The 22,092-nt window shown below is 57.4% G+C and carries 20 protein-coding genes; 2 read left to right on the forward strand and 18 right to left on the reverse strand.

Annotated features, from left to right (window positions below):
- Positions 1 to 6: 6 nt before the first annotated feature.
- The 5 genes from FHS21_RS14775 to FHS21_RS14795 form a co-directional block, all read right to left on the reverse strand.
- Positions 7 to 1,086, reverse strand: coding sequence for an ABC transporter ATP-binding protein (locus FHS21_RS14775; RefSeq protein ID WP_183662442.1), 1,080 nt, complete (start codon positions 1,084 to 1,086; stop codon positions 7 to 9).
- A 13-nt stretch (positions 1,087 to 1,099) separates the two neighbouring features.
- Positions 1,100 to 1,945, reverse strand: coding sequence for a carbohydrate ABC transporter permease (locus tag FHS21_RS14780; RefSeq protein WP_183662444.1), 846 nt, complete (start codon positions 1,943 to 1,945; stop codon positions 1,100 to 1,102).
- Between the two features lie 3 nt (positions 1,946 to 1,948).
- A complete protein-coding gene (locus FHS21_RS14785) occupies positions 1,949 to 2,800 on the reverse strand; it encodes a carbohydrate ABC transporter permease (RefSeq protein ID WP_376772115.1) in 852 nt (283 codons plus the stop codon).
- Between the two features lie 135 nt (positions 2,801 to 2,935).
- On the reverse strand, positions 2,936 to 4,174 hold the full coding sequence (locus FHS21_RS14790; RefSeq protein ID WP_183662447.1) for an ABC transporter substrate-binding protein: 1,239 nt from the start codon (positions 4,172 to 4,174) through the stop codon (positions 2,936 to 2,938).
- 111 nt (positions 4,175 to 4,285) lie between these two features.
- A complete protein-coding gene (locus FHS21_RS14795; RefSeq protein ID WP_183662449.1) occupies positions 4,286 to 4,984 on the reverse strand; it encodes a GntR family transcriptional regulator in 699 nt (232 codons plus the stop codon).
- Positions 4,985 to 5,046: 62 nt separating this feature from the next.
- Here FHS21_RS14795 and FHS21_RS14800 point away from each other — a divergent pair, with 62 nt between their 5' ends.
- On the forward strand, positions 5,047 to 6,198 hold the full coding sequence (locus FHS21_RS14800; protein ID WP_183662452.1) for a mandelate racemase/muconate lactonizing enzyme family protein: 1,152 nt from the start codon (positions 5,047 to 5,049) through the stop codon (positions 6,196 to 6,198).
- 117 nt (positions 6,199 to 6,315) lie between these two features.
- On the opposite strand, the gene FHS21_RS14805 is transcribed toward FHS21_RS14800, so the two are convergent.
- The 6 genes from FHS21_RS14805 to FHS21_RS14825 all read right to left on the reverse strand — a co-directional run bounded on the left by FHS21_RS14805 (position 6,316) and on the right by FHS21_RS14825 (position 12,284).
- A complete protein-coding gene (locus tag FHS21_RS14805) occupies positions 6,316 to 7,020 on the reverse strand; it encodes an IS6 family transposase (protein WP_183662454.1) in 705 nt (234 codons plus the stop codon).
- 97 nt (positions 7,021 to 7,117) lie between these two features.
- Positions 7,118 to 7,243, reverse strand: coding sequence for a hypothetical protein (locus tag FHS21_RS31195; RefSeq protein WP_281386100.1), 126 nt, complete (start codon positions 7,241 to 7,243; stop codon positions 7,118 to 7,120).
- A 139-nt stretch (positions 7,244 to 7,382) separates the two neighbouring features.
- A complete protein-coding gene (locus tag FHS21_RS14810; RefSeq protein WP_376772119.1) occupies positions 7,383 to 8,975 on the reverse strand; it encodes an arylsulfatase in 1,593 nt (530 codons plus the stop codon).
- A 165-nt stretch (positions 8,976 to 9,140) separates the two neighbouring features.
- The gene (locus FHS21_RS14815; protein ID WP_183662458.1) at positions 9,141 to 9,344 is read right to left on the reverse strand and encodes a hypothetical protein; all 204 of its coding nucleotides are present in this window, start codon (positions 9,342 to 9,344) and stop codon (positions 9,141 to 9,143) included.
- Positions 9,341 to 10,150, reverse strand: a complete 810-nt coding sequence (locus FHS21_RS14820) for a DUF2092 domain-containing protein (RefSeq protein WP_183662460.1) — start codon at positions 10,148 to 10,150, stop codon at positions 9,341 to 9,343. The genes FHS21_RS14815 and FHS21_RS14820 overlap by 4 nt, the downstream gene beginning before the upstream one ends.
- Before the next feature lie 304 nt (positions 10,151 to 10,454).
- On the reverse strand, positions 10,455 to 12,284 hold the full coding sequence (locus tag FHS21_RS14825; RefSeq protein ID WP_183662462.1) for an adenylate cyclase: 1,830 nt from the start codon (positions 12,282 to 12,284) through the stop codon (positions 10,455 to 10,457).
- Between the two features lie 164 nt (positions 12,285 to 12,448).
- On the opposite strand from FHS21_RS14825, the gene FHS21_RS14830 reads away from it, so the two are divergent.
- Positions 12,449 to 12,730, forward strand: coding sequence for a hypothetical protein (locus FHS21_RS14830; protein ID WP_183662464.1), 282 nt, complete (start codon positions 12,449 to 12,451; stop codon positions 12,728 to 12,730).
- 192 nt (positions 12,731 to 12,922) lie between these two features.
- Here FHS21_RS14830 and FHS21_RS14835 read toward each other — a convergent pair whose 3' ends face one another.
- The 7 genes from FHS21_RS14835 to FHS21_RS14865 all read right to left on the reverse strand — a co-directional run bounded on the left by FHS21_RS14835 (position 12,923) and on the right by FHS21_RS14865 (position 21,379).
- Positions 12,923 to 13,711, reverse strand: a complete 789-nt coding sequence (locus FHS21_RS14835; protein WP_183662465.1) for a DUF481 domain-containing protein — start codon at positions 13,709 to 13,711, stop codon at positions 12,923 to 12,925.
- A 147-nt stretch (positions 13,712 to 13,858) separates the two neighbouring features.
- Entirely contained in the window at positions 13,859 to 14,095 is a 237-nt protein-coding gene (locus FHS21_RS14840) for a hypothetical protein (protein WP_183662796.1), read from the reverse strand.
- A 62-nt stretch (positions 14,096 to 14,157) separates the two neighbouring features.
- Positions 14,158 to 15,087 (reverse strand): formylglycine-generating enzyme family protein, encoded by a 930-nt coding sequence (locus FHS21_RS14845; protein WP_246411045.1) that lies wholly within the window; start codon positions 15,085 to 15,087, stop codon positions 14,158 to 14,160.
- A gap of 228 nt (positions 15,088 to 15,315) precedes the next feature.
- The gene (locus tag FHS21_RS14850; protein ID WP_183662730.1) at positions 15,316 to 17,853 is read right to left on the reverse strand and encodes an arylsulfatase; all 2,538 of its coding nucleotides are present in this window, start codon (positions 17,851 to 17,853) and stop codon (positions 15,316 to 15,318) included.
- Positions 17,854 to 18,324: 471 nt separating this feature from the next.
- A complete protein-coding gene (locus FHS21_RS14855; RefSeq protein WP_183662466.1) occupies positions 18,325 to 18,684 on the reverse strand; it encodes a hypothetical protein in 360 nt (119 codons plus the stop codon).
- Positions 18,681 to 18,863, reverse strand: coding sequence for a hypothetical protein (locus FHS21_RS14860; RefSeq protein ID WP_183662467.1), 183 nt, complete (start codon positions 18,861 to 18,863; stop codon positions 18,681 to 18,683). Before FHS21_RS14860 ends, FHS21_RS14855 begins: the two co-directional genes overlap by 4 nt.
- Before the next feature lie 86 nt (positions 18,864 to 18,949).
- The gene (locus FHS21_RS14865; protein ID WP_183662468.1) at positions 18,950 to 21,379 is read right to left on the reverse strand and encodes an arylsulfatase; all 2,430 of its coding nucleotides are present in this window, start codon (positions 21,377 to 21,379) and stop codon (positions 18,950 to 18,952) included.
- Positions 21,380 to 22,092: the final 713 nt, after the last annotated feature.

A 22,092-nucleotide genomic window follows, 5' to 3' on the forward strand; every position in this document is an offset into this window, starting at 1 on the left:
CCACCTTCACCAGGTTATCCTCAACTTCGTCTGTGGGTCAAAAAGGTTGACGCTGGTCGGATCGACGGTGAAGCTGACATCGTCTCCATATCTTCCCGCAAAACGCGGTCCAACTCGGGCGATTACGCTTTGGCCTCCGATGAGGCTGGTGAGCATGGTGTCGGGGCCGGTGGGCTCGACAACATCAATTTTGCCATGGAAAGCAGCCGCTATGTCGTGATGGACAACTTTGAACTCTTCTGGGCGAACGCCGAGGATCACCTCCTGCTCTTCCAGTTTTTCCTTGCTCCGTCCCAGATTCAGGCAAATGTCCTTTGCCATGAATTGCCAGCCAGACTTGCCTCGTCCCAAGCGGCCTCTCAGAAAATTCATTGCCGGTGAACCGATAAAACCGGCCACGAACATATTGGCAGGGCGTTCATAGATGGTGCGAGGATCGGCCAATTGCTGAATATATCCGCCTTTCATAACGGCCACTTTGGTGGCAAGCGTCATGGCTTCGATCTGGTCGTGGGTGACGTAAACGATGCTCGTGCCCAACCGTTCATGGAGACGCTTGATCTCGGTCCGCATCTCTACCCTGAGTTTGGCGTCCAGATTGGAAAGGGGTTCATCGAACAAAAACAAATCCGGATCACGAACGATGGCGCGGCCCATCGCGACGCGCTGGCGCTGGCCGCCTGAAAGATTTGCCGGTTTGCGATCAAGCAGATGGGTAACCTGCAGCATATCTGCCGCACGGGCTACGGCTTCGCGCCGCCGATCCACGGATGTCCCGCGCATTTCGAGACCGAAACCGATGTTTCGCTCCACCGACATTGTCGGGTAGAGCGCATAGGACTGAAACACCATTGCGATATTACGATCCTTCGGCGGCAGGTTGGAAACTGAGCGTCCGCCAATGACGATATCACCACTCGAGGTCTCATCGAGACCGGCGATGATGTTGAGCAAGGTGGACTTGCCGCAACCCGAAGGACCGAGGAGGACGAGAAACCCGCCGTCTTCAAGCTCGATGTCGATACCGTGCAGAACTTGAACTGAACCGTAGGACTTGCGGACGTCTTTGAGTGAAAGGGTAGCCATGTTGTGTTTTCCTTTAGCCCTTTATAGCTCCGGCGGTGAGCCCCTGGACCATTGCCCGCTGAACGACCGCAAACAGAAGCATGACGGGAAGAATGCTGAGAATTCCGCCTGCGGCCAGAACACCCCATGGAAGCTGAAACTCCCCAACCATCAACTGAAGCCCGACGGGCCATGTGCGTGAGCCCTGACCTGTGGTCAGCATGAGAGCGAAGATGAACTCGTTCCAGGCTGCAATAGCGATGAAGACGGAGCTTGCGACGAGGCCATTTCTTGCCAAAGGAAGGACGATGCGCACCATGGCGCCGAGACGGGTCGATCCGTCGATGCGCGCCGCACTTTCAAGTTCCTTCGGCGCGGCATCGAAAAAGCCCTTGAGCATCCAGACGAAAAGCGGCAGCAGGAAACTGGTATAGGCGAGAGCCAGACCAAACCTGCTATCGACCAGGCCCACTGTTCTCATCATGACGTAAAGCGGGATGATCATCATCACGGCGGGGAACATGCGTATCAGCAGATATCCCAGCATGATGTTGTTGCGGCCACGAAACACCAGGCGCGAAAAGGCGTAAGCGGCAAGCGTGCCGGTGACGACGCAGATCGCGACCGTAACGGTGGTGACGATGAGACTGTTGGTAATCAGCACCGGAAAGTTCGACTGGGTCCAGATCGCGACATAGTTTTCGAACGTGATGTGCGTCGGGATATACTGCATCTGCGACGTCACGATATCGGCCTCGGGCTTCAACGATGTCAGAAACATCCAGACCATGGGACCAAGGCAGAAGGCCGCCAGAGTGCACAGAACGACATAGGTCAGTATATCGGCGGCCAGTCGCCTGCTGCGATTGCTTTTAAACATGGCTCATTCTTTCGTTATGCGTGACAAGCGGATGTAGATCGTTGCGAAGACCATCAGGATGAAGAACATCACGACCGAAAGAGCGCCTGCGTAACCGAAATTGAAGTCGCGATAGGCTGTCTGGAACGCGTAGAGCGAGAGGACCTGTGTGGAATTGCCGGGGCCACCGCCGGTGAGCACCAGCAAAAGGTCGGGCGAGTTGACGAGACTGATGACGCGCAAGATGACCGCGGCCGTGATCACCGTCTTCAGCATCGGCACGGTGATCAACTTGAACTTGGTGAAAGAGCCGGCGCCATCGACGGCTGCAGCCTTATAAAGGTCCTCCGGTATGCCCTTTAGTCCGGCCAGAAACAGAAGCGCGAAGAACGGAAAGCCGTGCCAGGCCTCGACAAGAATGGTTGCGGCAAGGGCCGTGTTGGGATCGGCAAACCAAGCCTTGTAGGAACTCAAGAAGCCAAGCCGAACGAGAATGTCATTGATGACGCCGAGGCGCGGGTCGAGAAGAAGCGCCCACATATGTCCGGCGACGACATTGGGCAGGAAGTACGGAAGCAGGATGAGAACGCCGAAAAGCCTGGTACCCGGCAGGTTGCGGTTGAGCGCAACTGCAGCGATGAAGCCGAGTGTCATTTCTATCATCACTGCCGCAGCAACCCAGATCGCCGTATTCTTCAGCGATATCCAGAAGACACGATCCGACATCATTGAGATATAATGCTTCATCCCCACCCAGCCATTGAGGCCGGGGCGTGTGAGGCGCATTTCGCGTACGCTGATAACGAAACCATAGATGGTCGGGTACGCAACGACCAAAAAAAGCAGCAGAAGACTGGGCAGGAGAAGAAGATACACCCAATAACGCGTTTCCGAGATTTCTCCCAAACTGCTGAAAGGATGGCGTCGTGAGTTTGAAGTCATTGAAACGCGGCGCATACGCCGTCCCTGCTTGGGGCGCGATACGATGAGGCGTACCGCGCCCGATCGTGCTTAGCGAAGGGCAGCTTCAAGTCCCTCGATCATGCGATCGACGGCTTGCTCGGGTGTCAGCTGTCCTGTTAGAACGGCCTGGAAGGTCGGATTGACGACATTTTCCGACCATCCGGCCGCACCAACGAAGCTGTTCGGCAGACGTCCGAATTCGAGCGTCTGCGTTGCCGCGGCATAAATTGGATTTCCTGTGATCCGCTGATCTTTCAGCGCGGCGGTCGATGCCGGGAAATAGCCGGTTGCCTCTAGAAGCGCGATGGCCGCATCAGTCTCACCCCAAAAGCTGATCCACTTCCATGCAGCCTCGACATTGTCTTCCTTGAAGATCCCGTTACCAGCATAGGCGACGCGAGCGATATGTGCTTTAGGGCCGGCAGGCATGGGAGCCGTTGCGAATTGTTCGCCCGGCTTAAGTGCCGCCGAGATTTCGATCAGCGAGCCGGTGTGGTGCCAGATCATCGCCGTCTGGCCTGTTCTGAACCCTTCCATGATCTGGCGATAACTGTCGTTAGGTGTACTTGGCGGAGCAACCTTCTCCTTGCGGAAGAGATCCGCGTAGAAGGTGATTGCCTCGATAGCCGCGGGCTTGTCGATGGCCGCTTGCCCGTCCTTGACGAGAGGCGAGCCGAAAGCCTCCATGACGTCGATCACGTATTTGAATCCGCCCGCGCCCCCACGCATGCCGAACGCATAACGGTTCTTGGATGGATCAGTCAGCTTGCGGCAGACTGAGAGGAACTCGTCGAATGTTTTGGGAGGCGCGGAAATTCCAGCTTCGTCGAAATAATCCTTCCTGTAATACATCCAGTCAACGAAGGCATAGGCGGGTACAGCATAGATCGCGCCCTCGTTCGACATTCCCGTCCAGCGGTTGTCCGGAAGGTTGGCTTTGCCTTGCCACGTGTTGACATGCTCGCTGATGTCGACAAGTGCGCCCATTGCGGTCAGGTCGGCAAAGCGCTCGGCAATCACCATACCAGTGTCGGGACGGCCGCCCGCGACAACAGCGGAAGAGACCTTTGCCATATATTCCGAATTCGGAATGCTTTCCTGCGTCACCGAAATATCCGGGTTTGCTGCTGCAAACAGCTGGATGATTTTGGCCAGACCCGCCATCTCCGACTGGCTAGCGAAATGGTGCCAATAATTGATCGCCGTCGCTGCGTTGGCGCTGCGCAGGCCCGCCGCCAGGGCCAATACTGCACTTGCTGCCAGAAATTCGCGTTTGCTCAGATGCATTACAACCTCCCAAGTGATCAGACTCCCAATCTGATCGATCAGTTAAAGCTAGCACCATTTTTTTATGTCTGCAACAACGTCGATGAAGTCTCTTTGAACAGTGACGCTGATTTAGACAAGCCCGAGGTTGCGCTGGATTGCTGCCTGAAAATGCGCCTGCAATGCTTTTTCAGCCGCATCCGCATTTCTCGTGGCGCAGGCTTCAAGGATATCGAGATGCTCCTTTAACGTCCGCATGAGGATTGGGGCGGTCACCTTTCGCTCCAGTCGAAGTAGCCGCAGGTAATTGTGCATGCGCCGGTAGGCGCTATCTATCAGAGGGTTCCGCAGAGCCTGGATGATATGGCCGTGCAAATCAAGCTCAAGCGCATCCATTTCAAGAAGCTGTTCCGGCCCGATGCCATCGCGTTCAATACGCCGCAAAAGGCGGGAATGCCTGACTTCCAGAGCATTGGTGATGTTCTCATCTGCCTCTTCTGCGAACACCCGCACCGCCGCGCGCTCGACAATCGAGCGAAACTGATAGGTAGAACGTGTGAGTTCCAGGCCGGGCCGAATAAACTGAATTCCGGACCGCGGATGAATGGTCAGGATGCCCTCCGCTTCCAGTACCCGCAACGCATCCCGCAATGGGGCGACGGGTACATCGACGATTGCTGAGAGCTCGTTTTGTGAAATAAAAGCCCCGACGGGGACTTTTCGCTCGAACAGGCTTTCGAGAATACGCTCATAAGCGATGTCGCTGAGACGCGGCGCCCCGGCTTCATTGGGGCTTGAGTTTACATTTTGCCGGTCCGACAACTTTTTCATGATGACAGAATTTCCCCTTTCTGATAGATCAGTTGAAATATTTAAGCGATCAGAGAGCCCGCATGTCAATTTCTCAGTTCCGTATAACCCGATTTCAGTTCGCTCGCGACCGCGTAATTGGCGACAGTCAAGTTCGCGCTGATGACGCCAACGTTGCCGCCCTCGAACTTATCTCTGAAACCGGCGAGATCGGACTGGGATTCATCCAGACGCTCTTCCATCCTCTACCCGATCAAGCCGAGATAGAAGCCGTCTTCGAAAGCGAAGTCTGGCCAATGATCAAGGGCAACAAGGCGATAGGTCTCGTGCATCGTGTCAACCGACCACGCGGGGGGAACCAGAGGTCGTTTTCGCTACCCTTTCATGAAGCACTGCAGGTTGCCCTTTGGGACCTCGCCGCAAAGCAGGCTGGCATGCCATTGCATCAATTGCTGGGAAGCAGACGGGATCGTGTTCGTGCCTACGCCAGCGGCCTCGATTTCCATCTGAGTGATGAGGCATTCTGTGCTTTGTTTTCCTATGCATCAAGCATCGGGTACACGGCCTTCAAAATCAAAGTCGGCCACCCCGACTTCAAGCGCGATTTGAAACGGCTCGACCTGCTTCAGGAATCGGTACCAAAGGGATCGCTGATCATGATCGATCCCAATGAGGCCTGGAACTCCAAAGAGGCGCTCGTCAAGCTGACCGCGATCCGTGACGCCGGACACGATCTCCTCTGGGTCGAGGATCCAATTCTGCGCCACGACTTCGAGGGATTGCGCACGCTGCGTCATGCCGTCAACTGGACCCAGATCAACAGCGGCGAATATCTCGACCTGCCCGGCAAGCGCATGCTTCTGGAAAACCACGGCATGGATCTCCTCAACGTCCACGGGCAGGTGACCGATGTCATGCGTATCGGCTGGCTGGCGGCGGAAATGGGCATTCCAGTCAGCCTCGGCAACACATTCCTGGAAGTTGGCGTACATATGGCGACAGCCCTGCCAGAGGTCGAGTGGCTGGAATACTCCTTCCAGAATTTCGATCATCTGGTGGAAACGCCAGTCGAAATTCGTGAAGGTTACGCCTACGCCCCCGATAGACCGGGACATGGCCTCGTACTTTCAGAGGAAGCGAGACAAGAATGGGCCAGACCTATACGGCTGGATCGATCGCAGCTCGGTCAAGCTCCGAAGAACAACCGTCTTCTGATCAAGCAGGACCTGCTTTAATCACCGAAGAATCCGCGTACAAACGCAGGCCCGTCCGCAAAGCGAATTTTGACTGAACAGGTGAATTGGTGATGTCAGGTTAAGTCTTTGATGACAAAGCTTGGTGGATGCCGGACTTCAGGCGGCAACACCGGTGACGGATTCCCAGTGTGCAAGTGCGCTTATTCGATGGAGGTGGATTGCAAGGGCGGTGCGTCTTGTCCGAGGCGGCACGAAGAGATTGCGGACCGCGGAGAAAGCTGAGAGGAACCGTTGAAGGCTTCCCGATGATCGAAATGTTTGCATCACCCGCTCCCGTTTTCGCAGCGGCAGATGCGAATTCTCCGCTCGATTGTTTAATCCCTTGTGGGAACGGTGCTCGAGGGTTGGCATGATCTGGCGTTTTGCGGCGGTGTAAGATCGCAGCTTGTCGGTGATGATCCGCTTTGGCGCTACGCCCTGCTTTTTCAGCAGACGAACAAGCAAGCGTTTGGCAGCCTTGGTATTGCGGCGGTTCTGAACGATTTCGCCGAGCACGTAGCCATCCTGATCGACGGCACGCCAGAGCCAGTGTTTCTTGCCGGCGATGGTGATGACGACCTCGTCCAGGTGCCAAATGTCGCTTGAGCTTGGCTGCTTCCTGCGCAGACGACGAGCATAGACCGGGCCGAACTTCTTTGCCCAGCATCGGATGGTCTCGTAAGAAACAACGATCCCTCGCTCCAGCAGCATTTCCTCGACCAGACGCAGGCTGAGCGGAAACCGGAAATACAACCAAACCGTATGGGCGATGAGTGCCGGTGGAAAGCGGTGACGTTTATAGCTGACTTGTGATCGGGTCATGCTTCCCGGATATCAGGCCGATACTGATCATGCGTTAACTGACATCACCGTATCAAGGCCCACCGCGTGCCGTTGATCGGAACGCCCCCTTGCCTTGTCATTTCGATTCCGGCACGAGCTCAGCAAAAAGCAGCTCGGCCACCGAGTTGGGAACGACGATCAGGCAGATGCCTGTAGCCGCCTCGACTACAGCCGTCGTCGTGAGTAAATGCGCGACCCGCATAATGACACTCCTTGCAAATTTTTCTCGGAAGAACCGTCATCCCGCAAATGAACGAAGTCCTTTGGTCACCCATTTTGCCTCAGCGCTTGGTGGATATTGGAGGGACGGGCCCCTCCAATATCGTCGCTGTCGTGATAGCCTACTGACCGGCCTGTTTCTTCATCGCTTCGGCGATCTGCGCCTTGACGGCACTGAGCCCGAAGCTGGCACCAGTCTGCATCGGCGGGAAGTCGATGGCGGTCTTCGCCAGTTCCTCCACCTTTTGCTGAACGAGAACGAACCGCCAGAACTCGAACTTGTACCATTCAAAGTATTCGAGCGAGCCGTTATTCCCGCCCTTGAAGAATGCCGTGCGCTCGAACGGATCCAGGCGCAGGTTGACGACGGTCGGTGCACCCAAGGTCACAGTGTCACCTAGCCAGCCTCCCGGCTGTTCCTTGAACGTGTATTTATAGTCATCAATGCGGGCTGCCCCGAGTGTGCTTTCGGCGAAATACCAGATTTCGTGGCGGTTGGACTTGCCCGACCCGGTAATCATGCTGGTCTGGTCATAGCCGTCGAGATGAACCTTGTAGTTCTGGCCATTGAGTTCCTTGCCAGCCTTCAACTCGACGACGATGTTTGGATCGCCGGCAGCCGAGACGAGTGTCGGAAACCAATCGAGGCCGGAGAACAAGCCGTTTGCGACCGACCCGGCCGGAACATGTCCAGGCCAGCGAATCATCGCCGGTGCGCGAAAGCCGCCTTCAAAGGTCGTACCCTTGCCACCGTAAAATGGGGTCTGTCCGCCGTCCGGCCAGGTGAAGTTTTCGGTACCATTGTCGGTGGTGAAGATGACGATGGTGTTGTCATCGTCGCCCATATCCTTGATCTTTTGCATGGTGGCACCGACGATGTCGTCGAGCTGAGCCATCCCAGCCTCGTGAATGGTCCAGCCATTTTCGGAATTGCGCATACTCTCGTATTTTTCCGAAAGATGGGTGACGATATGCATGCGCGTCGGGTTGAGCCAGAGGAAGAACGGGTTGCCGTCAGACTTGGCCTTGTCGATGAACTTGAACGAAAGGTCCCGAATTTCGTCGTCAATGGTCTTCATCCGCTCTGGATACAGTGTCCCGGCATCCTCGATCTTCTGTTTTCCGACTTTGCCCCAGCGCGGCATTTCCGTCGGGTCGTCCACATCCGTAGCCCAGGAGTGGACCATGTTGCGAGGGCCGACGACGTTCAGCAGTTCCTGCGGATATCCGGGGTGAGCCGGATCCTCCATTGCGTCAAGATGATAGAGGTAGCCGAAGAACTCGTCGAAGCCGTGCACGGTAGGCAAGAACTTATTGAGATCGCCGAGATGGTTCTTGCCGAATTGCCCTGTAGCGTAGCCCATGGACTTCAGCACCGTCGCAATGGTCGGAGCCTCGGCTGGTATACCGATGGGCGAGCCAGCCTGGCCGACCGTGGTCATGCCGGTACGGACCGGCAGTTCGCCGGTGATGAAGTTTGCCCGTCCCGCCGTGCAGCTCGCCTCGGCATAATAGTCGGTGAAGAGCATCCCTTCAGCGGCGAGCTTGTCGAGATTGGGTGTACGTCCGGCCATCATGCCGCGGTTATAGGCACCAATATTCCAGATGCCGATATCGTCACCCATGATGACGATGATGTTCGGCTGCTTTTTGGATCCCTGTGCCACAGCCGGAGTGCTAACCGCTGCTGTTGCGATGGTGCCTATCGTCGACATGGCGAGAAGTGATCCACCAGTCAATAGGATGTCCCGCCTGCTCGGTTTTAAAGTGTCTGCCATTATTGGATCCCCGCTTTGATGACCACAACGAAGGTGGCCTGTTGTAAAATCAGTCTGATCTAGGTCGGGGCAGCTTGCACAGCCGCTTGCCGCCCTTGCAGGCTAACAGTAGTAGACCCCGACGGCACACCGCCTCACAGTGCGGCGCGCAACACCTGCAACGCTGACAGGTGTGAGCGGGCGGCCGATCCGGGCCTCGGCGCTGCCGACAAAGCTGTAAAGGCCTGGGACGGAAAGCTCCAATGCCGCGAACAGCCCGATGACCCCGGCCAAAATTGCGATCTTAAGTTTCCTTGACAGGGTCATTTGGTGCCTCCTGGGGCGAAGTGATCGGGAAGTTCATCGATATCGACGAGTTTCTTGAGGTCGACCTGTTTGGCGTTGGTAGCGTTCTTGAAGCCGTAGTCGTCGGCAACCACGTCGGTGCCGGTCTTCCAGTCGCTGATCTGGATGCTGTATTGCGGCCCCTGGTTTACCTGACTTGCCGTGATCACATATCTGCAGGGATAGGGATGCTCGCCCTGGGCAATCCAGATCTGCCAGTCGACCTCCTTGGCCCGGAACGCCAGATGATCGCATTCCGTGCCGCCGATCACCCCGCTGCCAAGGTCCTTGATATCGACCACGTCACGTATCAATTCATCGTAGACATTCGGCAGGACCAGGTCGGCGGCTGGAAGTGGCCGATGCAGCTTGTCCCTGAGCGCGTCGACCAGTTGCGCCACCGTGCCGGGCGCTTCGACCTGAGTATAGAGATTGGCGTCCTTGCCAAGCAGCGTCAGGGTCTTGCCGTCGAAAACCATCTCGACATTGGCAAACCCGCCGTGTCGGGTTGCGCGAATCTTGTCGGGCCGGCCCATCTCTATCTTGCCGGAACTTGCCAGCAGCAGTTTCTGATGGTCCTTGGTGACGACTTCAAGGTTGGTGTCGTAATTAAATGAAATTGCCTTTTGCGCCGTCAGATAATCGGACATCGCTTTGAGTAGATCCTTGGCCTCCGCCTCCCCAGCCCTCGCATCTGAAAGCGTCCCCGAGGCGATTGCCATGGCCAGCGCCACCGATGGAAGCGTGGCCGCAGCGAACGTCACCGCTTTCCGAATTATCGTCTTCATCAACGTCTTCCTTCCCTGGAATGATTGCATGTTCACAAGTCGTGTTGTCGGTTCGGATTCGCCGTCCTTGATTGCATTTAATGCACCCGTCTAGGGCGACCCTGCCGAGTAGGGACAAACTGTAGGCCCCAAAATGCCGAAACGCCCGTAACCTCTCGTATGTTACGGGCGCGGTTGAGGGTCGCCCCGAAACAGCATTGGTGCGAGCGTTGTTTTGGTGGCGCTCAACTAGACCAATCATCGTGGAAATTTCTGAGAAGATGCACGCCTCGGCTGTGCAGCGGTGTGTCGATAGCCACATCTGCTACTGCGGCTGAAGATCGGAACCGGCGGATGGCGATGAAATGCTTGCTGCGGTATCTGCCGGTATCGGCAGACCCGCTTTGCGAATGCCTGCAAGCATGCGATCCTGATCCTCAGGTGGAATGTTGCGGATTTTGAGCTCGGCCGGGAGGTTGGCTAGAAATGCCGGGCGCATCTCGACGAACGTCGCACCCTCGCGTTTGGCATCCTCCATCATGCCACGCTCCGCGTAGATGACGGCGGCGATAAGGTGAAAGAGCGGGAACTTCTGCAGGTTGGCTTGCCTGATCTCAGCCAGAGCTGTGTCGTTATCCCGAAGCATATAGGCCGCGAGTGCCCGGGTCCCATGATAATAACCGCCACCGCCAGGGTTGCGTAAAAGCGCCTGTTGCAACACCGCCGCGCCCCGCTCCCATTGTCCGCCCAATGCCAATCGGGTCCCATATTCGCCCATGAGTTCGGTGTCATTGGGATTGGTGGCATGCGCCTGTTCTCCCACACGCAGCGACTCTGGCAACTGCTGGTTGAAGAACAATGCTGTCATCAAAGCCTGAAGTGCGCGGGTATTGCCCGGATCTAACTCAACGGCCCGGCGAGCGGCATTGAGCGACCGCTCGAGGGGTGCGGGGGATCCAGACCGCAGATTGTACTTGAACCGATCTTCATCGAGGTAACCAATCGACAGCATTGCCCAAGCGGTTGCATAGGACGGATAACGGGCGACGGCGCTTTCCAGGCACTCGCGAACCTCCGCATGCTTTTCCACACTCAGCTCGGCGCGATAGGCGTAGAAGCGAAGCGTGCAGCCATAAGCATCAAGGTCCTCGGGCGGAGGGTTTGCTGCAACAGCTTGCGCTATGATGCCATAGGGCTGCGCCACAGCGATTGCGACCTTGTCGGCGACATCGGACTGAATGGCGAACAGGCTGCGGGACTGCAGATCGTCCTCATAGGTCTGGGACCACAAGATGGCGTTGGTGGCCGTATCCAGAAGGCGGGCCGTTACGCGCACCCGGCTATCGGAGACGCGCACCCCGCCTGCAAGCAAATAGCGAGCCCCTAATTTACCGCGGATGTGCGATGCATCGGTTTCCGGCGGCAAAGCTTCAGACGTCTCGCGTCCGAACACCTTTAGCTCCTTGAAGCGTGGCAGCACGGTCAACAATTCCTCGGTAAGTCCGAGTGCGTAGAGCTTGGCGTCCGGTCCCTCGCCAAGATTGGCAAAGGGTGCGATCACAAGCGTCGGCCCATCCGGACTCGCAATCCCGCTCCTGGCCGACACTTCCGATGTCGGCGGTCCAACTACCCAATAGGCAAGCAGCGCGATGCAAGCAAGAACGGAAAGGGCCGATAAAACGATCACCAGGTTTCGCTGCCGAGGGATCACATCGGCAGCGGTTGATGGCTCCGGCAGTTGCTCGCTTTTGACGCCACCCGGCTCCACCATAGAGCCATTCCAGGTGAAGAACGGGACATACTTGCCTTTTGGGATGTCGATCACGACGGGGTCATTCTGACCCGCGACCAAATAGTAGCGCTCGAGCGTGCGTCGCAATCGTCCGGCCTCGATCCGCACGACGGGATCGTCCTGGCTGAAACCTTCCTCACGATTGAATACCTCGATCGCGATGGAGTAGCCCTTGATACGCCCGGCACGTCCGGAAAGGGTTTCCTCGACCACATAACGCAGGAAGGCGTGCCCGTGCCCGGAGTTCGGAAATTCCGGGCTGGCAACGATGCGCTCCAGTTGAGCGCGAATATCTTCAGACGTTGGAGGTGATCGTCGAGCGCAGGCAAGCTGACCGTCCCCGATATCTATTGGGCCCTGCATCGCTTGCTCCCCCCTGCCCTGATGGGCTTAACGGCCGCACTTTAGGGTATCCTACTGTAACCTACTCCCCGATCGCGGCTCCATCCATCATAATGACTAGGCCATTTCAGTCGCTTATGGCGTGCAGACAACGCTTAGCCTGCAACCGGAAGGAGTTCATTGACATGGATCAAGGAGCATCTGCCGCCGAGCGCCGCTTTCCCACCCGAAAGCAGGCGATTGAAGAGCTCGCTGCCCGTGACGAAGAGTTTCGCGATCTGTGCATTGATTTCGCGGATGCAGAGGCGGAGCTGCACCGATGGAAAAACGCGACAGGTCCAAAACGCGAGGAGCGGTGCGCCGAATACCTGGAACTCGTGAATGACTTGGCGCGAGAGATCGAAGCGGCGCTCGATGCCGCGGCGATCATCCCGTTTCCCAAACAGGGGCCAAAACCCCGCTTGTAGAATGCTATTCACTCAGAAAATAAAGTCGACCAGGTTCGTCAGCGTCAACGTAACGGACAATGCTGCGTCGAACCGGATCAGGTGCTCTGCCGCATGGATGATCCGGGCCGCACCAGGTTGCGCTTACCGAAGCCGGTCTCGCCCGCGCAACCACCTCGTTCATGCGGTCAAAGACGCTGACCGCAGCACAGTTCAGAAATGCATGACCACGCCGACGATCGGCCCCTGTTGGACGACGTCGAAGACGAAACCGTCATCGCTGTAGTCGACACCCAGCGCCCGGTATCCGCCGACGGCCGAGAACGTGTCGTTGAACTTGTAGCCGATGCCGCCCATGACATCCCAGTCAACATTCGCGCCGCCGCCGCCGACCAGTCCCCAACCCGTCAGGTAAAAGTTGTCCGTGATCGAATACTTGCCGCGAACACCGACAAGTCCGTCGACCCAGGTCGCGCTGTCACTCCGCTCGACACCGTCGAGGATGCCGCCGCTGAATGAAATGTCCGTATTGACGTACCAGACCCTTGCGCCGGCGACGAGATCAAGATTGCCTCTCTGATCCTCCAATACTGAGTATCCGGCTCCGATGAGTCCGGCAAATGTTTGGGATGTCACGTCGACGCTGCCGGCGAGAATGCCCCTCGGCGTTCCGGAATCGCTCGATAACTTTGTATAGATGATGTCGGCGAAAATACTGTAGCGGTCATAGCGCGCCTCGCCGATCGCCATGGCGGCGAAATCGAGATTGTCGAGGATGTCGCCGAAGTCGGCATCGACATGCACCTCCGGCAAACCGAACTGTGCTATGTCGCCCGATAGGCCGGCAGCCCAGAAATACGGGGCGAAAGCGAAGGTCCAGCCTTCTTTTTCGGTCTGCTTGAGTTCAGGTGCCATCGCCGAGTAAATGTCAGCGGCCCGAACCGGGCTTATCGCCAGAAGCCCGGCCGTCAACACGCATGCAAAAGTAATAGAATATTTCATTGCTTGTCCCCCTTTTTGAACCTCGCGTCGTTCTCCGCCACACTCCCCCGTCTCGTCCGATCTATGTCCTAATCTCCTTCACCGCGTTGCCCGTGCCCTGCCTCTGCCCTTTTCATACAGGCTGCCGCGACAGCAAGTTGGTGTCCGTCATCTCGGAAACAAAAATGTTGCTGCGCGTGCACCGAAGCCGTCAGGCCCAACTGGATTGGTGTTGACCTTTACCAGCTTCGCCACCGTGAAATTGATGGTAGCCGCCATCGTGGTTGCCCTTGGAATGGCACCACTGATAAGCGAAGCAATTGGATTCGAGAGTTTCTTGGCGAGGTCCTCGCTGGATTCCTGTGCCGAAACACCGCTTAGCGCTGTCCATCCGGTTCTACGCACTCCTTGTTGCCGCCATCGGGCGCGCTGACTTCAAACGCTTGACAGTCCTGACAAGCGGAATTTCAGGTTTGCCGCGTGATGCAGCGAAATCCCACATGGCAAGTGGATGTGTCGACAGGCTGGGCCATTCGCGCGGCGGGGCGATAGCGCCGGCAATAATTTGGAGCACACAGAAACGAGCCGCCCTTCATTACCTTGCGCGGGATCGTGATCTCGGGCTGGCCAGGATCAATGCTTTCTTCCTTTTTCCCGCCTCTGGGGTTGTGAAGCGTGCAACAGGGGCTGTTGATCTTATTATGCTCTTGATACCAGTCGGTGGTCCACTGCCAGACATTCCCGGCCATGTCATAAAGGCCATAGTTGTTTGGGGGGAAAGCAGCGACAGGCGCTGTCCACTCGTAGCCGTCTTCAACCTTGTTCTGCCAGGGAAACTCCCCCTGGAAGGTGTTCGCCATATATATGCCGCCAGGCGTCAGTTCATCGCCCCAGACGAACTCCGCGCCCTCCAGTCCGCCGCGTGCGGCAAATTCCCACTCGGCTTCGGTCGGTAGCTCCTTGCCTGCCCATTGCGCATAGGCTTCGGCGTCCTCATACGCGACATGGACAACAGGATGATCCGACAGACCTTTGATCGAGCTCGCAGGCCCGCGTGGATGCCGCCAATCTGCACCGGGCACGTAGGCCCACCAATTATAGCGATTGCCGAGATCAACACGGGTCTTGGGCTTGATGAACACCACAGATGATGGCGCAAGCATCTCCGGCTTGGCTCCCGGATAATCGTCCGGATTTGCCGGGCGCTCGGCCAACGTGACATACCCGGTCGCCTCGACGAAGACTGCAAACTCACGGTTGGTGACGGCGCACGCGTCCATCCAGAAACGATTTATCGCCACCCGGTGGGCTGGAGCTTCTTCCGGATAGTGATAATCCGACCCCATGAGAAATGTTCCGTCAGGAATCTGCCTCATGTTCTTGAATGCAGGCTCCATAGTAGATTCTCCGGCTTCTCGATCCCCAAACGATCGATCCAGACCTTTAGCGTTGGTGATGGCGATGACGGGTCTGTCCATCTTTCAATGTGCCTCCATCCGCGAGACGCGGCCATCGGTGATCACGAGTATGCCGTCGCCACGGCCCTTCAAGTATGTCAACATCCACCGTAGGGCTGCCCCACTACTTTCTAGGGCGGCTGTGCGATCCATTTTGCTGCGCAACACCTACTGCGGCCCGGGCTGGACGTGATGAATCGGCTTGCCGTCCACTGCCATAGCTTCCGCATTCTCGAGTTTCTTGGTGTCCTCCTCGGAAAGCGTCGGCCGGTCCACCTTGAGCGTCAGCTTGTTAAGCTTGGCGGTCAGTGCGAAGGGCGGCTGATAGTCGGCGTCGTTCACGCCGGTCAACGTGTCAGAACCGATGTCGAAGCTCTCATCCCACTGCAGGATCATCGGCAGTGTGTGCGGCATTTCCTTGGTGTCCACGACTTTGCCGTCTACCTTGAGCGTGCCGGTACCGGATTGGCCAAGACCACTCATGTTGTTGTACGCAAGCGTTCCGATGCCGAGGCCGTTGTACTTGAAGTCGAATTCAACGACGTGCTTGCCGGGTGTGAGCGCATCCGCGCCTTCCCACTTGATACGTTTGAGATCGACCAGATTCCAGAGGAAAATCGGCTTGCCCTTGAGCAGATAGAAGCCGTAACCAGCGAAACGACCGCCAGAGGTGAGGATCATGCCCTCCGCGTCACCTTCGGGAACGTCAATGTCCGCGGTGATCGTGTAGGAGCTGTTGAGGACGGAAGGCGAGTCGCCCTGCGGCAAACCGACCATCGGGAGGGTGTAGATAAACTCCGAGCGACCGGCGGTGATGTTCGGGCGTGGCGCTACGATACGACCTGCCACCGAGGCGTCCATGGGGAAGACCCCATATCTCTTGGCCTCCGCAATGAACAGCTTCTTCATCTGCTTGACCTTGTTGGGATTTTGGGCGGCGATATTCTGGGACTGGCTGAAATCCGCACTCAGGTCATAGAGCTCGAGCACCTGGTTGTTGAGCGGGTCTGGATTGGCGGCACCGAAGGCCTCCCACGGCGCGCGATTGACTTTGGTACTGAGCAGCCAGCCTTCCTCGTAGAGTGCCCATTGGCCCATCATCTCGAAATATTGGGTCTTGTGCCGTGAGGCTGCCTTGGCGTTGGCCTTGTCGAACGTGTAGGCAAAACTCGTGCCCTCGATGGCCGCCTGCTTGATACCGTCCACGGTTTCGGGCGCGGGAATGCCGCTCACTTCGAGAATAGTCGGCACCACATCTATGACGTGCGTGAACTGTTGACGCAGGCCGCCCTTGTCCTTGATGCGCGCCGGCCACGAGATCGCCATGTTCTGCCCGATGCCGCCAAGTTTGGAGGCATTTTGCTTGAACCATGTGAACGGGGTATCGAAAGCCCAGGACCAGCCCGCCGACATGTGATTGTAGGTCTGCTCGGTGCCCCACACATCATACCACTTCATCTGCTCCTCGACCGGCATCTCGTTAATACCGTTGAAGAACGCCACCTCATTAGGCGTACCAAGAGGCCCGCCCTCGGCGCTCGTGCCATTGTCACCGTTGATATAGATGATGATCGTGTTGTCGAGCTTGCCCATGTCCTCGATGGTTTGGATAACGCGGCCGATCTCGTGGTCGCTGTAGGCGGCGTAGGCGGCGAAGATTTCCGCCTGCTTGATAAAGAGCTTCTTTTCCTCTGGTTTCAAATCATCCCAGTTCTTGAGGACAGTCGCGGGCCAAGGCTCCAGCTGGGTATACTGAGGGATCACGCCGAGCTTTTTCTGGTTCGCGAAGATCTGCTCGCGAAGCTTGTTCCAGCCCTCGTCGAAGAGATGCATTTGGCCGATCTTCTCCACCCATTCCTTGGTCGGATGATGTGGTGCGTGTGTGGCTCCGGGCGCGTATTTCATGAAGAAGGGCTTGTCCGGCATCGTCTGGTTGAGGCGATTCAGGTAATCAATGGCGTCATCGGCCATTCCCGTCACCAGGTTCCAACCCGGCTTGCCCTCGAAGGGATAGATCTGTGTGGTGTTGCGGAACAGGTTCGGTTGCCATTGGTTCGCATCGCCACCCACGAACCCGTAGAAATATTCGAAGCCCATGCCGTTGGGCCATTGGTCGAATGGCCCGGCCTGGCTGGCTTCAAAGGCTGGGGTGTTGTGATCCTTGCCGAACCAGGAGGTGGCGTAACCGTTGTCTAGCAGTATCCTCCCGATAGTGGCTTTGTCCTTGGCGATGATGCTGTTATAGCCGGGGAAACCCGTGGACTGCTCGGAGATCACTCCGAAGCCGGCCGAGTGATGGTTGCGCCCGGTGATGAGCGCGGCCCTCGTCGGCGAGCATAACGCAGTAGAGTGAATATTATTATAGCGCAGGCCTTCATTCGCAACGCGGTCCATCGTTGGCGTCGGGATGACGCCGCCGAAGGTGCTCGGCACGCCAAACCCGGCGTCATCCGTGATGATGAGCAGCACGTTCGGTGCCTCCTTCGGCGGCACGACGCGCGGGGCCCACCACGCTTTTGACTTCAACGCGTCATCCTTGACCACACCACCGAATTTCGGATCGGGGGTCGGCAACTGCTTGCCGTCGATTGTGCTCGTGGCTCCCGGTGAGCCCGGCTCGCCGGTGATCTCCTGGGCGTTTGCCCTGTTGAAAGAAACGGCAGTCAAACTCAATGTGGCAAGAAACAGTGTGCCAATCCTCAACATCGTCACATCCTCCCGGTTGACGTGCGGCCAAGACCGCCGGCCCATTCGGCCAAAATGGAAACGCGACATCGAGCGACTCTCCTGGGTGATATGCGTCGGGCCAATCAGGCATCGCGTCACTGGCGAGAGGAACGGTGCGTTCTCTGAATTGCAGGGTAGACCACCGCTGCTCGAGGCGGGAGGTATGTTACTGTAGGCTACCCCTTAGGAATCGTCGGCGAGTTGGGCCTTCTGAGTTCGCCCAAAGGTGCGAGCGAGTATCCACTGGATAAGTGCTGCGTCATTCAGCGAGGGTGGTTGCTGGGGTCATGGCACTTCGTGGCAAACCGCCTATCACCAGTGAACACTGCGTCGTTGTCCTTGGCATATTGATCCAACAGGGTGAACATTCGTCGCCAACTCGCCGCACAACAACTGCCCAATCGTCGACGGAACAATCCGGAGCAGGTCTGCCCTTGGTCCCTTGAAATCTCACACTTGTCTGGCGGCCATGCGCTCGGCAGCGAGCAGAACGGTGAGGCACAGGTGTAGGGCGACGGCGGGCCATAGCAACAAACCCACTGTTATTCCCATGACACCCAGATAACAGAGATAAACGGTTGCGAGCAGATTATAGATGATCATCGCCCGAGAGATTGGCCGCGCGGCGGGGTCCGGCCAAGAGGTCAAGGCAAAGCCCAGCAGGACTATGCCCGAGAGTCGCCCGAGCGACTGGCCGGATTCGGACAGTTCACCTCCAAAAATCAGCCGTCCAAACAGCACCGGACTGAAGAGCAGGATCAGGCCCGTGGCGGCGGTTTCGATGGCAGCGGCAGTTGTGACCCATCTCATCGCGTCTTTACCTCAAGGTGACCTGCGACGCTGCTCTCCCGGCGCTCCGGCTCGCCGTATTTCCTCGCAGGTTCACCGAACAATGGGAACGAAGAGCGGCCAGCTCCCAGCGCCAGAGGTCCCCACACCAGATCTCGCGGACGGATGCAAAACAAACCAGTCTTGTCATTCTGGGCCATGGCAGCCTCCTCATTGAAGCTTTTTCAACTGAACCAAGTCCGCTAAACTTCCCGGCAGTGGCCGAAAGGTGCTAACGCCTTGATGCTTACTCCGGTTCGAGCTTCAAGGTCAGCTTGTCGATCTTGCCGGTGAATCTGAATGGAGAGTCATAGCGATACTCCACCATCGCGACCCCGGTTCGGGTGTCCAGACCGACGTCGAAGCTTTCGTCTTCGGGAAAGGTAATCGGCGTGGTGTGCTCCAGCGTATTCGTTGCCACTTCCTTACCGTCCACGGACAACGCGCCTGTGCCACCCTTGCCCAGACCCGGACCGTCGGACTTGAAGGCGAAGACGATCGTGTGTTTGCCCGGTTGCAGTTCGGGCCCTTCCCACATCGTACGCTTGAGGTCGAGCAGGTTATAGATGAACACGATCCTGCTCCGGCCGATGCCGAAATCGCCCTTGCTCAGGAACAGGCCATAGCCGCCGAAGCGCCCGCCCTCGGTGACGATCATGCCCTCCGCGCCACCTTCGGGAATCTCGACCTCAGCGGTGATCGTATAGGACCTGTTCAGGATGCTCGGGGCAGCGCTTTTGGGCACGCCGCTCAGTTCACCCGAATAGGTAAACTCCGTTCGTCCCGCCGTGAGGTTCGGACGCGCCGCGTTCCACCGTGAGAGCGTCGAGTTGTCGAGCGGCAGCACGTTGTACTTCGCGGCCTCGGAATAAAAGAGGGCCTGCAGTTCCTTGACCTTCTCCGGCATCTGTGCCGCAAGGTCGTCGAACTGGGTTGGATCCTTCGCGACGTTGTAGAGTTCCCAGTTGTACCCTGTGATGACATCCGGAGGTGCTGCGGTGCTCAGTTTCCAGGGAGTAGTGGCCGGGGTCGTGGCCGCCACCCACCCATCGTGATAGATGGCCCGGTTGCCGAGCATCTCAAAATATTGCGTCGTGTGTCGCGTCGGCGCGTCGGCGTTGGCCTTGTCCCAAGCGTACATCATGCTCGTGCCTTCGACGGGCTGCTGCTTGATGCCATTGATCATCTCGGGTTCCGGGATGCCGGTCGCCTCCAGGACGGTGGGTACGATGTCGATCATGTGGTGGAACTGCCGGCGGATACCACCCAGATCGGTAATGTGGCCGGGCCACGACATTGCTACGCCCTGCGCCGTTCCGCCGAAGTGCGAAGGCACCTGCTTAACCCATTTGAACGGCGTGTCCATCGCCCAGGCCCAGCCTGCAGCGAAGTGCGGGAACGTCCGTTCCGATCCCCAGAACGGATACCACAGGAACTGGTCTTTCACAGGTACGGGGACGCCATTGAAGGTGGTGAACTCGTTAGGCGTTCCGTCGAGCATGCCTTCGGAGCTCGCACCGTTGTCGCCACCGATATAGATGATCAAGGTATTATCGAGTTCGCCGAGGTCTTCGACGGATTGGATGACTCGTCCGATCTCATGATCGGTGTAAGCGAGGTAGGCCCCGTAGATGTCCGCTTGCTTGATGTAGAGCTTCTTCTGCTCCACGCTCAAGGAGCCCCACTCCGGCAGCTCTTTCGGCCAAGGCGTCAGCTTGGCGTTCCCGGGCATGATGCCCAGCCTTTGCTGGTTGGCGAAGATTGTCTCGCGCACCTTGTTCCAGCCCTCGTCGAAGAGATGCATGTCGCCGATCTTTTTGACCCATTCCGGAGTCGGATGGTGCGGGGCATGTGTACCGCCCGGCACGTAATAGACGAAGAATGGCTTGTCGGGCGCGATCTCCTTCAACTGCTTCATGTACTGGATCGCGTCATCCGCCATGGCCGTGGTCAGGTTCCAGCCGGGCTTGCCCTCGAACGGGTAGATGGCCGTCGTATTGCGGTACAGGTTGGGCTCCCACTGGCTGGCGTCGCCGCCGACGAAGCCGTAAAAATATTCGAAGCCCATTCCCGTCGGCCATTGGTTGAACGGCCCAGCTTGGCTCGACTGAAATGACGGCGTGTTGTGATCCTTGCCGAACCAGGACGTGGCGTACCCGTTCTCTTTGAGGATCGTGCCGATCGTTCCTTTATCGACCGGGATGATCGAGTCGTAACCCGGGAACCCCGTCGATATTTCGCCAACCACGCCGGAACCAACCGAGTGATGGTTGCGCCCGGTGATCAACGCCGCCCTTGTGGGCGAGCAGAGTGACGTCGAGTGGAAATTGGTGAAGCGGAGACCCTGCTTTGCAATGCGATCCATGGCGGGAGTGGGTATGACGCCACCGAAGGTGCTTGGCGCACCGAAACCTTGGTCATCAGTCATGATAAGGAGCACGTTGGGTGCACCCTTCGGCGGCACGATGCGCGGGGCCCACCAGGGCTGTGACTCCGAGGCCTTCTGCTTGATCACCCCGCCGAATTTCGGAGCGGGCGGCGGGAGTTGTTTTCCGTCGGTCGTGGTTGTCGCACCGGGTGAACCTGGGGCACCTGTGACCTGCTGGGCGTTAGCCCGCTCGAGGGAAACGGCCGTCAAACTCACAGTGGCAAGAAACAGCGTGCCAATCCTCAACATCGTCACATCCTCCCCCTCTAATCGGTGTGCGGCCAAGACCGCCGGCCCTTTCGGCCAAAATGGAACGCGACATCAAAGCGACTCTCCTGGGTGATATGAGTCGGGTAAATCCAGCAAGGAAATGAGGCACAGGATCAGACGATCAAGTCACCGGAGAGAGGAACGGTGCGTTCTCTGGCTTGCAGGATAGACCACCATAGGGCGAGCGGGACGTATGTTACTGTAACATACCTGAATGGCAGACCACCTGTAGAGATATTGATCGGCGACAAAGTTCCAAGTTTGTTCTTGGATATTGAAATAGCAGCATTCAATTGGGGTCAAATATGTTTGTCCGGCCGCATATGGTCGGCATCCTTTTGGATATTCCGTGGCTGTGCGCTTTCGTTGCTACTCTACGCTTAGTCAGCGTTCTCTTACTAAGCGTTCCACCTTCCAGAGAGTCGGGAACGTCAGACGAACTAGCACCGACACGTTCAACCGACGCCTCCCGCGCGCTAATACCAACTTTCAGCGGCGGAAGACCTAGATGCGACGTGCGTCTTCTGACTCAAGTTAGCAAGGGCCGCTTCAAGGGCAGATTGGGAGCGGCCTTTGCGTCTCTTCGAATGTCTCCGATACGTTTGGACCTTGAACTTCGTTCAATGTCTGCAGATTTTCAAAACGGTCAAACCTCTGGTCCGCGCCGAACATAACCGACAACATCCGCCATT

It is taken from the genome of Phyllobacterium trifolii (genome assembly GCF_014192095.1).
Lineage (GTDB): Bacteria > Pseudomonadota > Alphaproteobacteria > Rhizobiales > Rhizobiaceae > Phyllobacterium > Phyllobacterium trifolii.

Bases quoted from the DNA above. Each gene is read 5' to 3' on its own strand.
- FHS21_RS14775 (WP_183662442.1), bottom strand. From the start codon at position 1,086: ATGGCTACCCTTTCACTCAAAGACGTCCGCAAGTCCTACGGTTCAGTT.
- FHS21_RS14780 (WP_183662444.1), bottom strand. From the start codon at position 1,945: ATGTTTAAAAGCAATCGCAGCAGGCGACTGGCCGCCGATATACTGACC.
- FHS21_RS14790 (WP_183662447.1), bottom strand. From the start codon at position 4,174: ATGCATCTGAGCAAACGCGAATTTCTGGCAGCAAGTGCAGTATTGGCC.
- FHS21_RS14795 (WP_183662449.1), bottom strand. From the start codon at position 4,984: ATGAAAAAGTTGTCGGACCGGCAAAATGTAAACTCAAGCCCCAATGAA.
- FHS21_RS14800 (WP_183662452.1), top strand. From the start codon at position 5,047: ATGTCAATTTCTCAGTTCCGTATAACCCGATTTCAGTTCGCTCGCGAC.
- FHS21_RS14805 (WP_183662454.1), bottom strand. From the start codon at position 7,020: ATGACCCGATCACAAGTCAGCTATAAACGTCACCGCTTTCCACCGGCA.
- FHS21_RS31195 (WP_281386100.1), bottom strand. From the start codon at position 7,243: ATGCGGGTCGCGCATTTACTCACGACGACGGCTGTAGTCGAGGCGGCT.
- FHS21_RS14810 (WP_376772119.1), bottom strand. From the start codon at position 8,975: ATGTCGACGATAGGCACCATCGCAACAGCAGCGGTTAGCACTCCGGCT.
- FHS21_RS14815 (WP_183662458.1), bottom strand. From the start codon at position 9,344: ATGACCCTGTCAAGGAAACTTAAGATCGCAATTTTGGCCGGGGTCATC.
- FHS21_RS14820 (WP_183662460.1), bottom strand. From the start codon at position 10,150: ATGAAGACGATAATTCGGAAAGCGGTGACGTTCGCTGCGGCCACGCTT.
- FHS21_RS14825 (WP_183662462.1), bottom strand. From the start codon at position 12,284: ATGCAGGGCCCAATAGATATCGGGGACGGTCAGCTTGCCTGCGCTCGA.
- FHS21_RS14830 (WP_183662464.1), top strand. From the start codon at position 12,449: ATGGATCAAGGAGCATCTGCCGCCGAGCGCCGCTTTCCCACCCGAAAG.
- FHS21_RS14835 (WP_183662465.1), bottom strand. From the start codon at position 13,711: ATGAAATATTCTATTACTTTTGCATGCGTGTTGACGGCCGGGCTTCTG.
- FHS21_RS14845 (WP_246411045.1), bottom strand. From the start codon at position 15,087: ATGGAGCCTGCATTCAAGAACATGAGGCAGATTCCTGACGGAACATTT.
- FHS21_RS14850 (WP_183662730.1), bottom strand. From the start codon at position 17,853: ATGTTGAGGATTGGCACACTGTTTCTTGCCACATTGAGTTTGACTGCC.
- FHS21_RS14855 (WP_183662466.1), bottom strand. From the start codon at position 18,684: ATGAGATGGGTCACAACTGCCGCTGCCATCGAAACCGCCGCCACGGGC.
- FHS21_RS14860 (WP_183662467.1), bottom strand. From the start codon at position 18,863: ATGGCCCAGAATGACAAGACTGGTTTGTTTTGCATCCGTCCGCGAGAT.
- FHS21_RS14865 (WP_183662468.1), bottom strand. From the start codon at position 21,379: ATGTTGAGGATTGGCACGCTGTTTCTTGCCACTGTGAGTTTGACGGCC.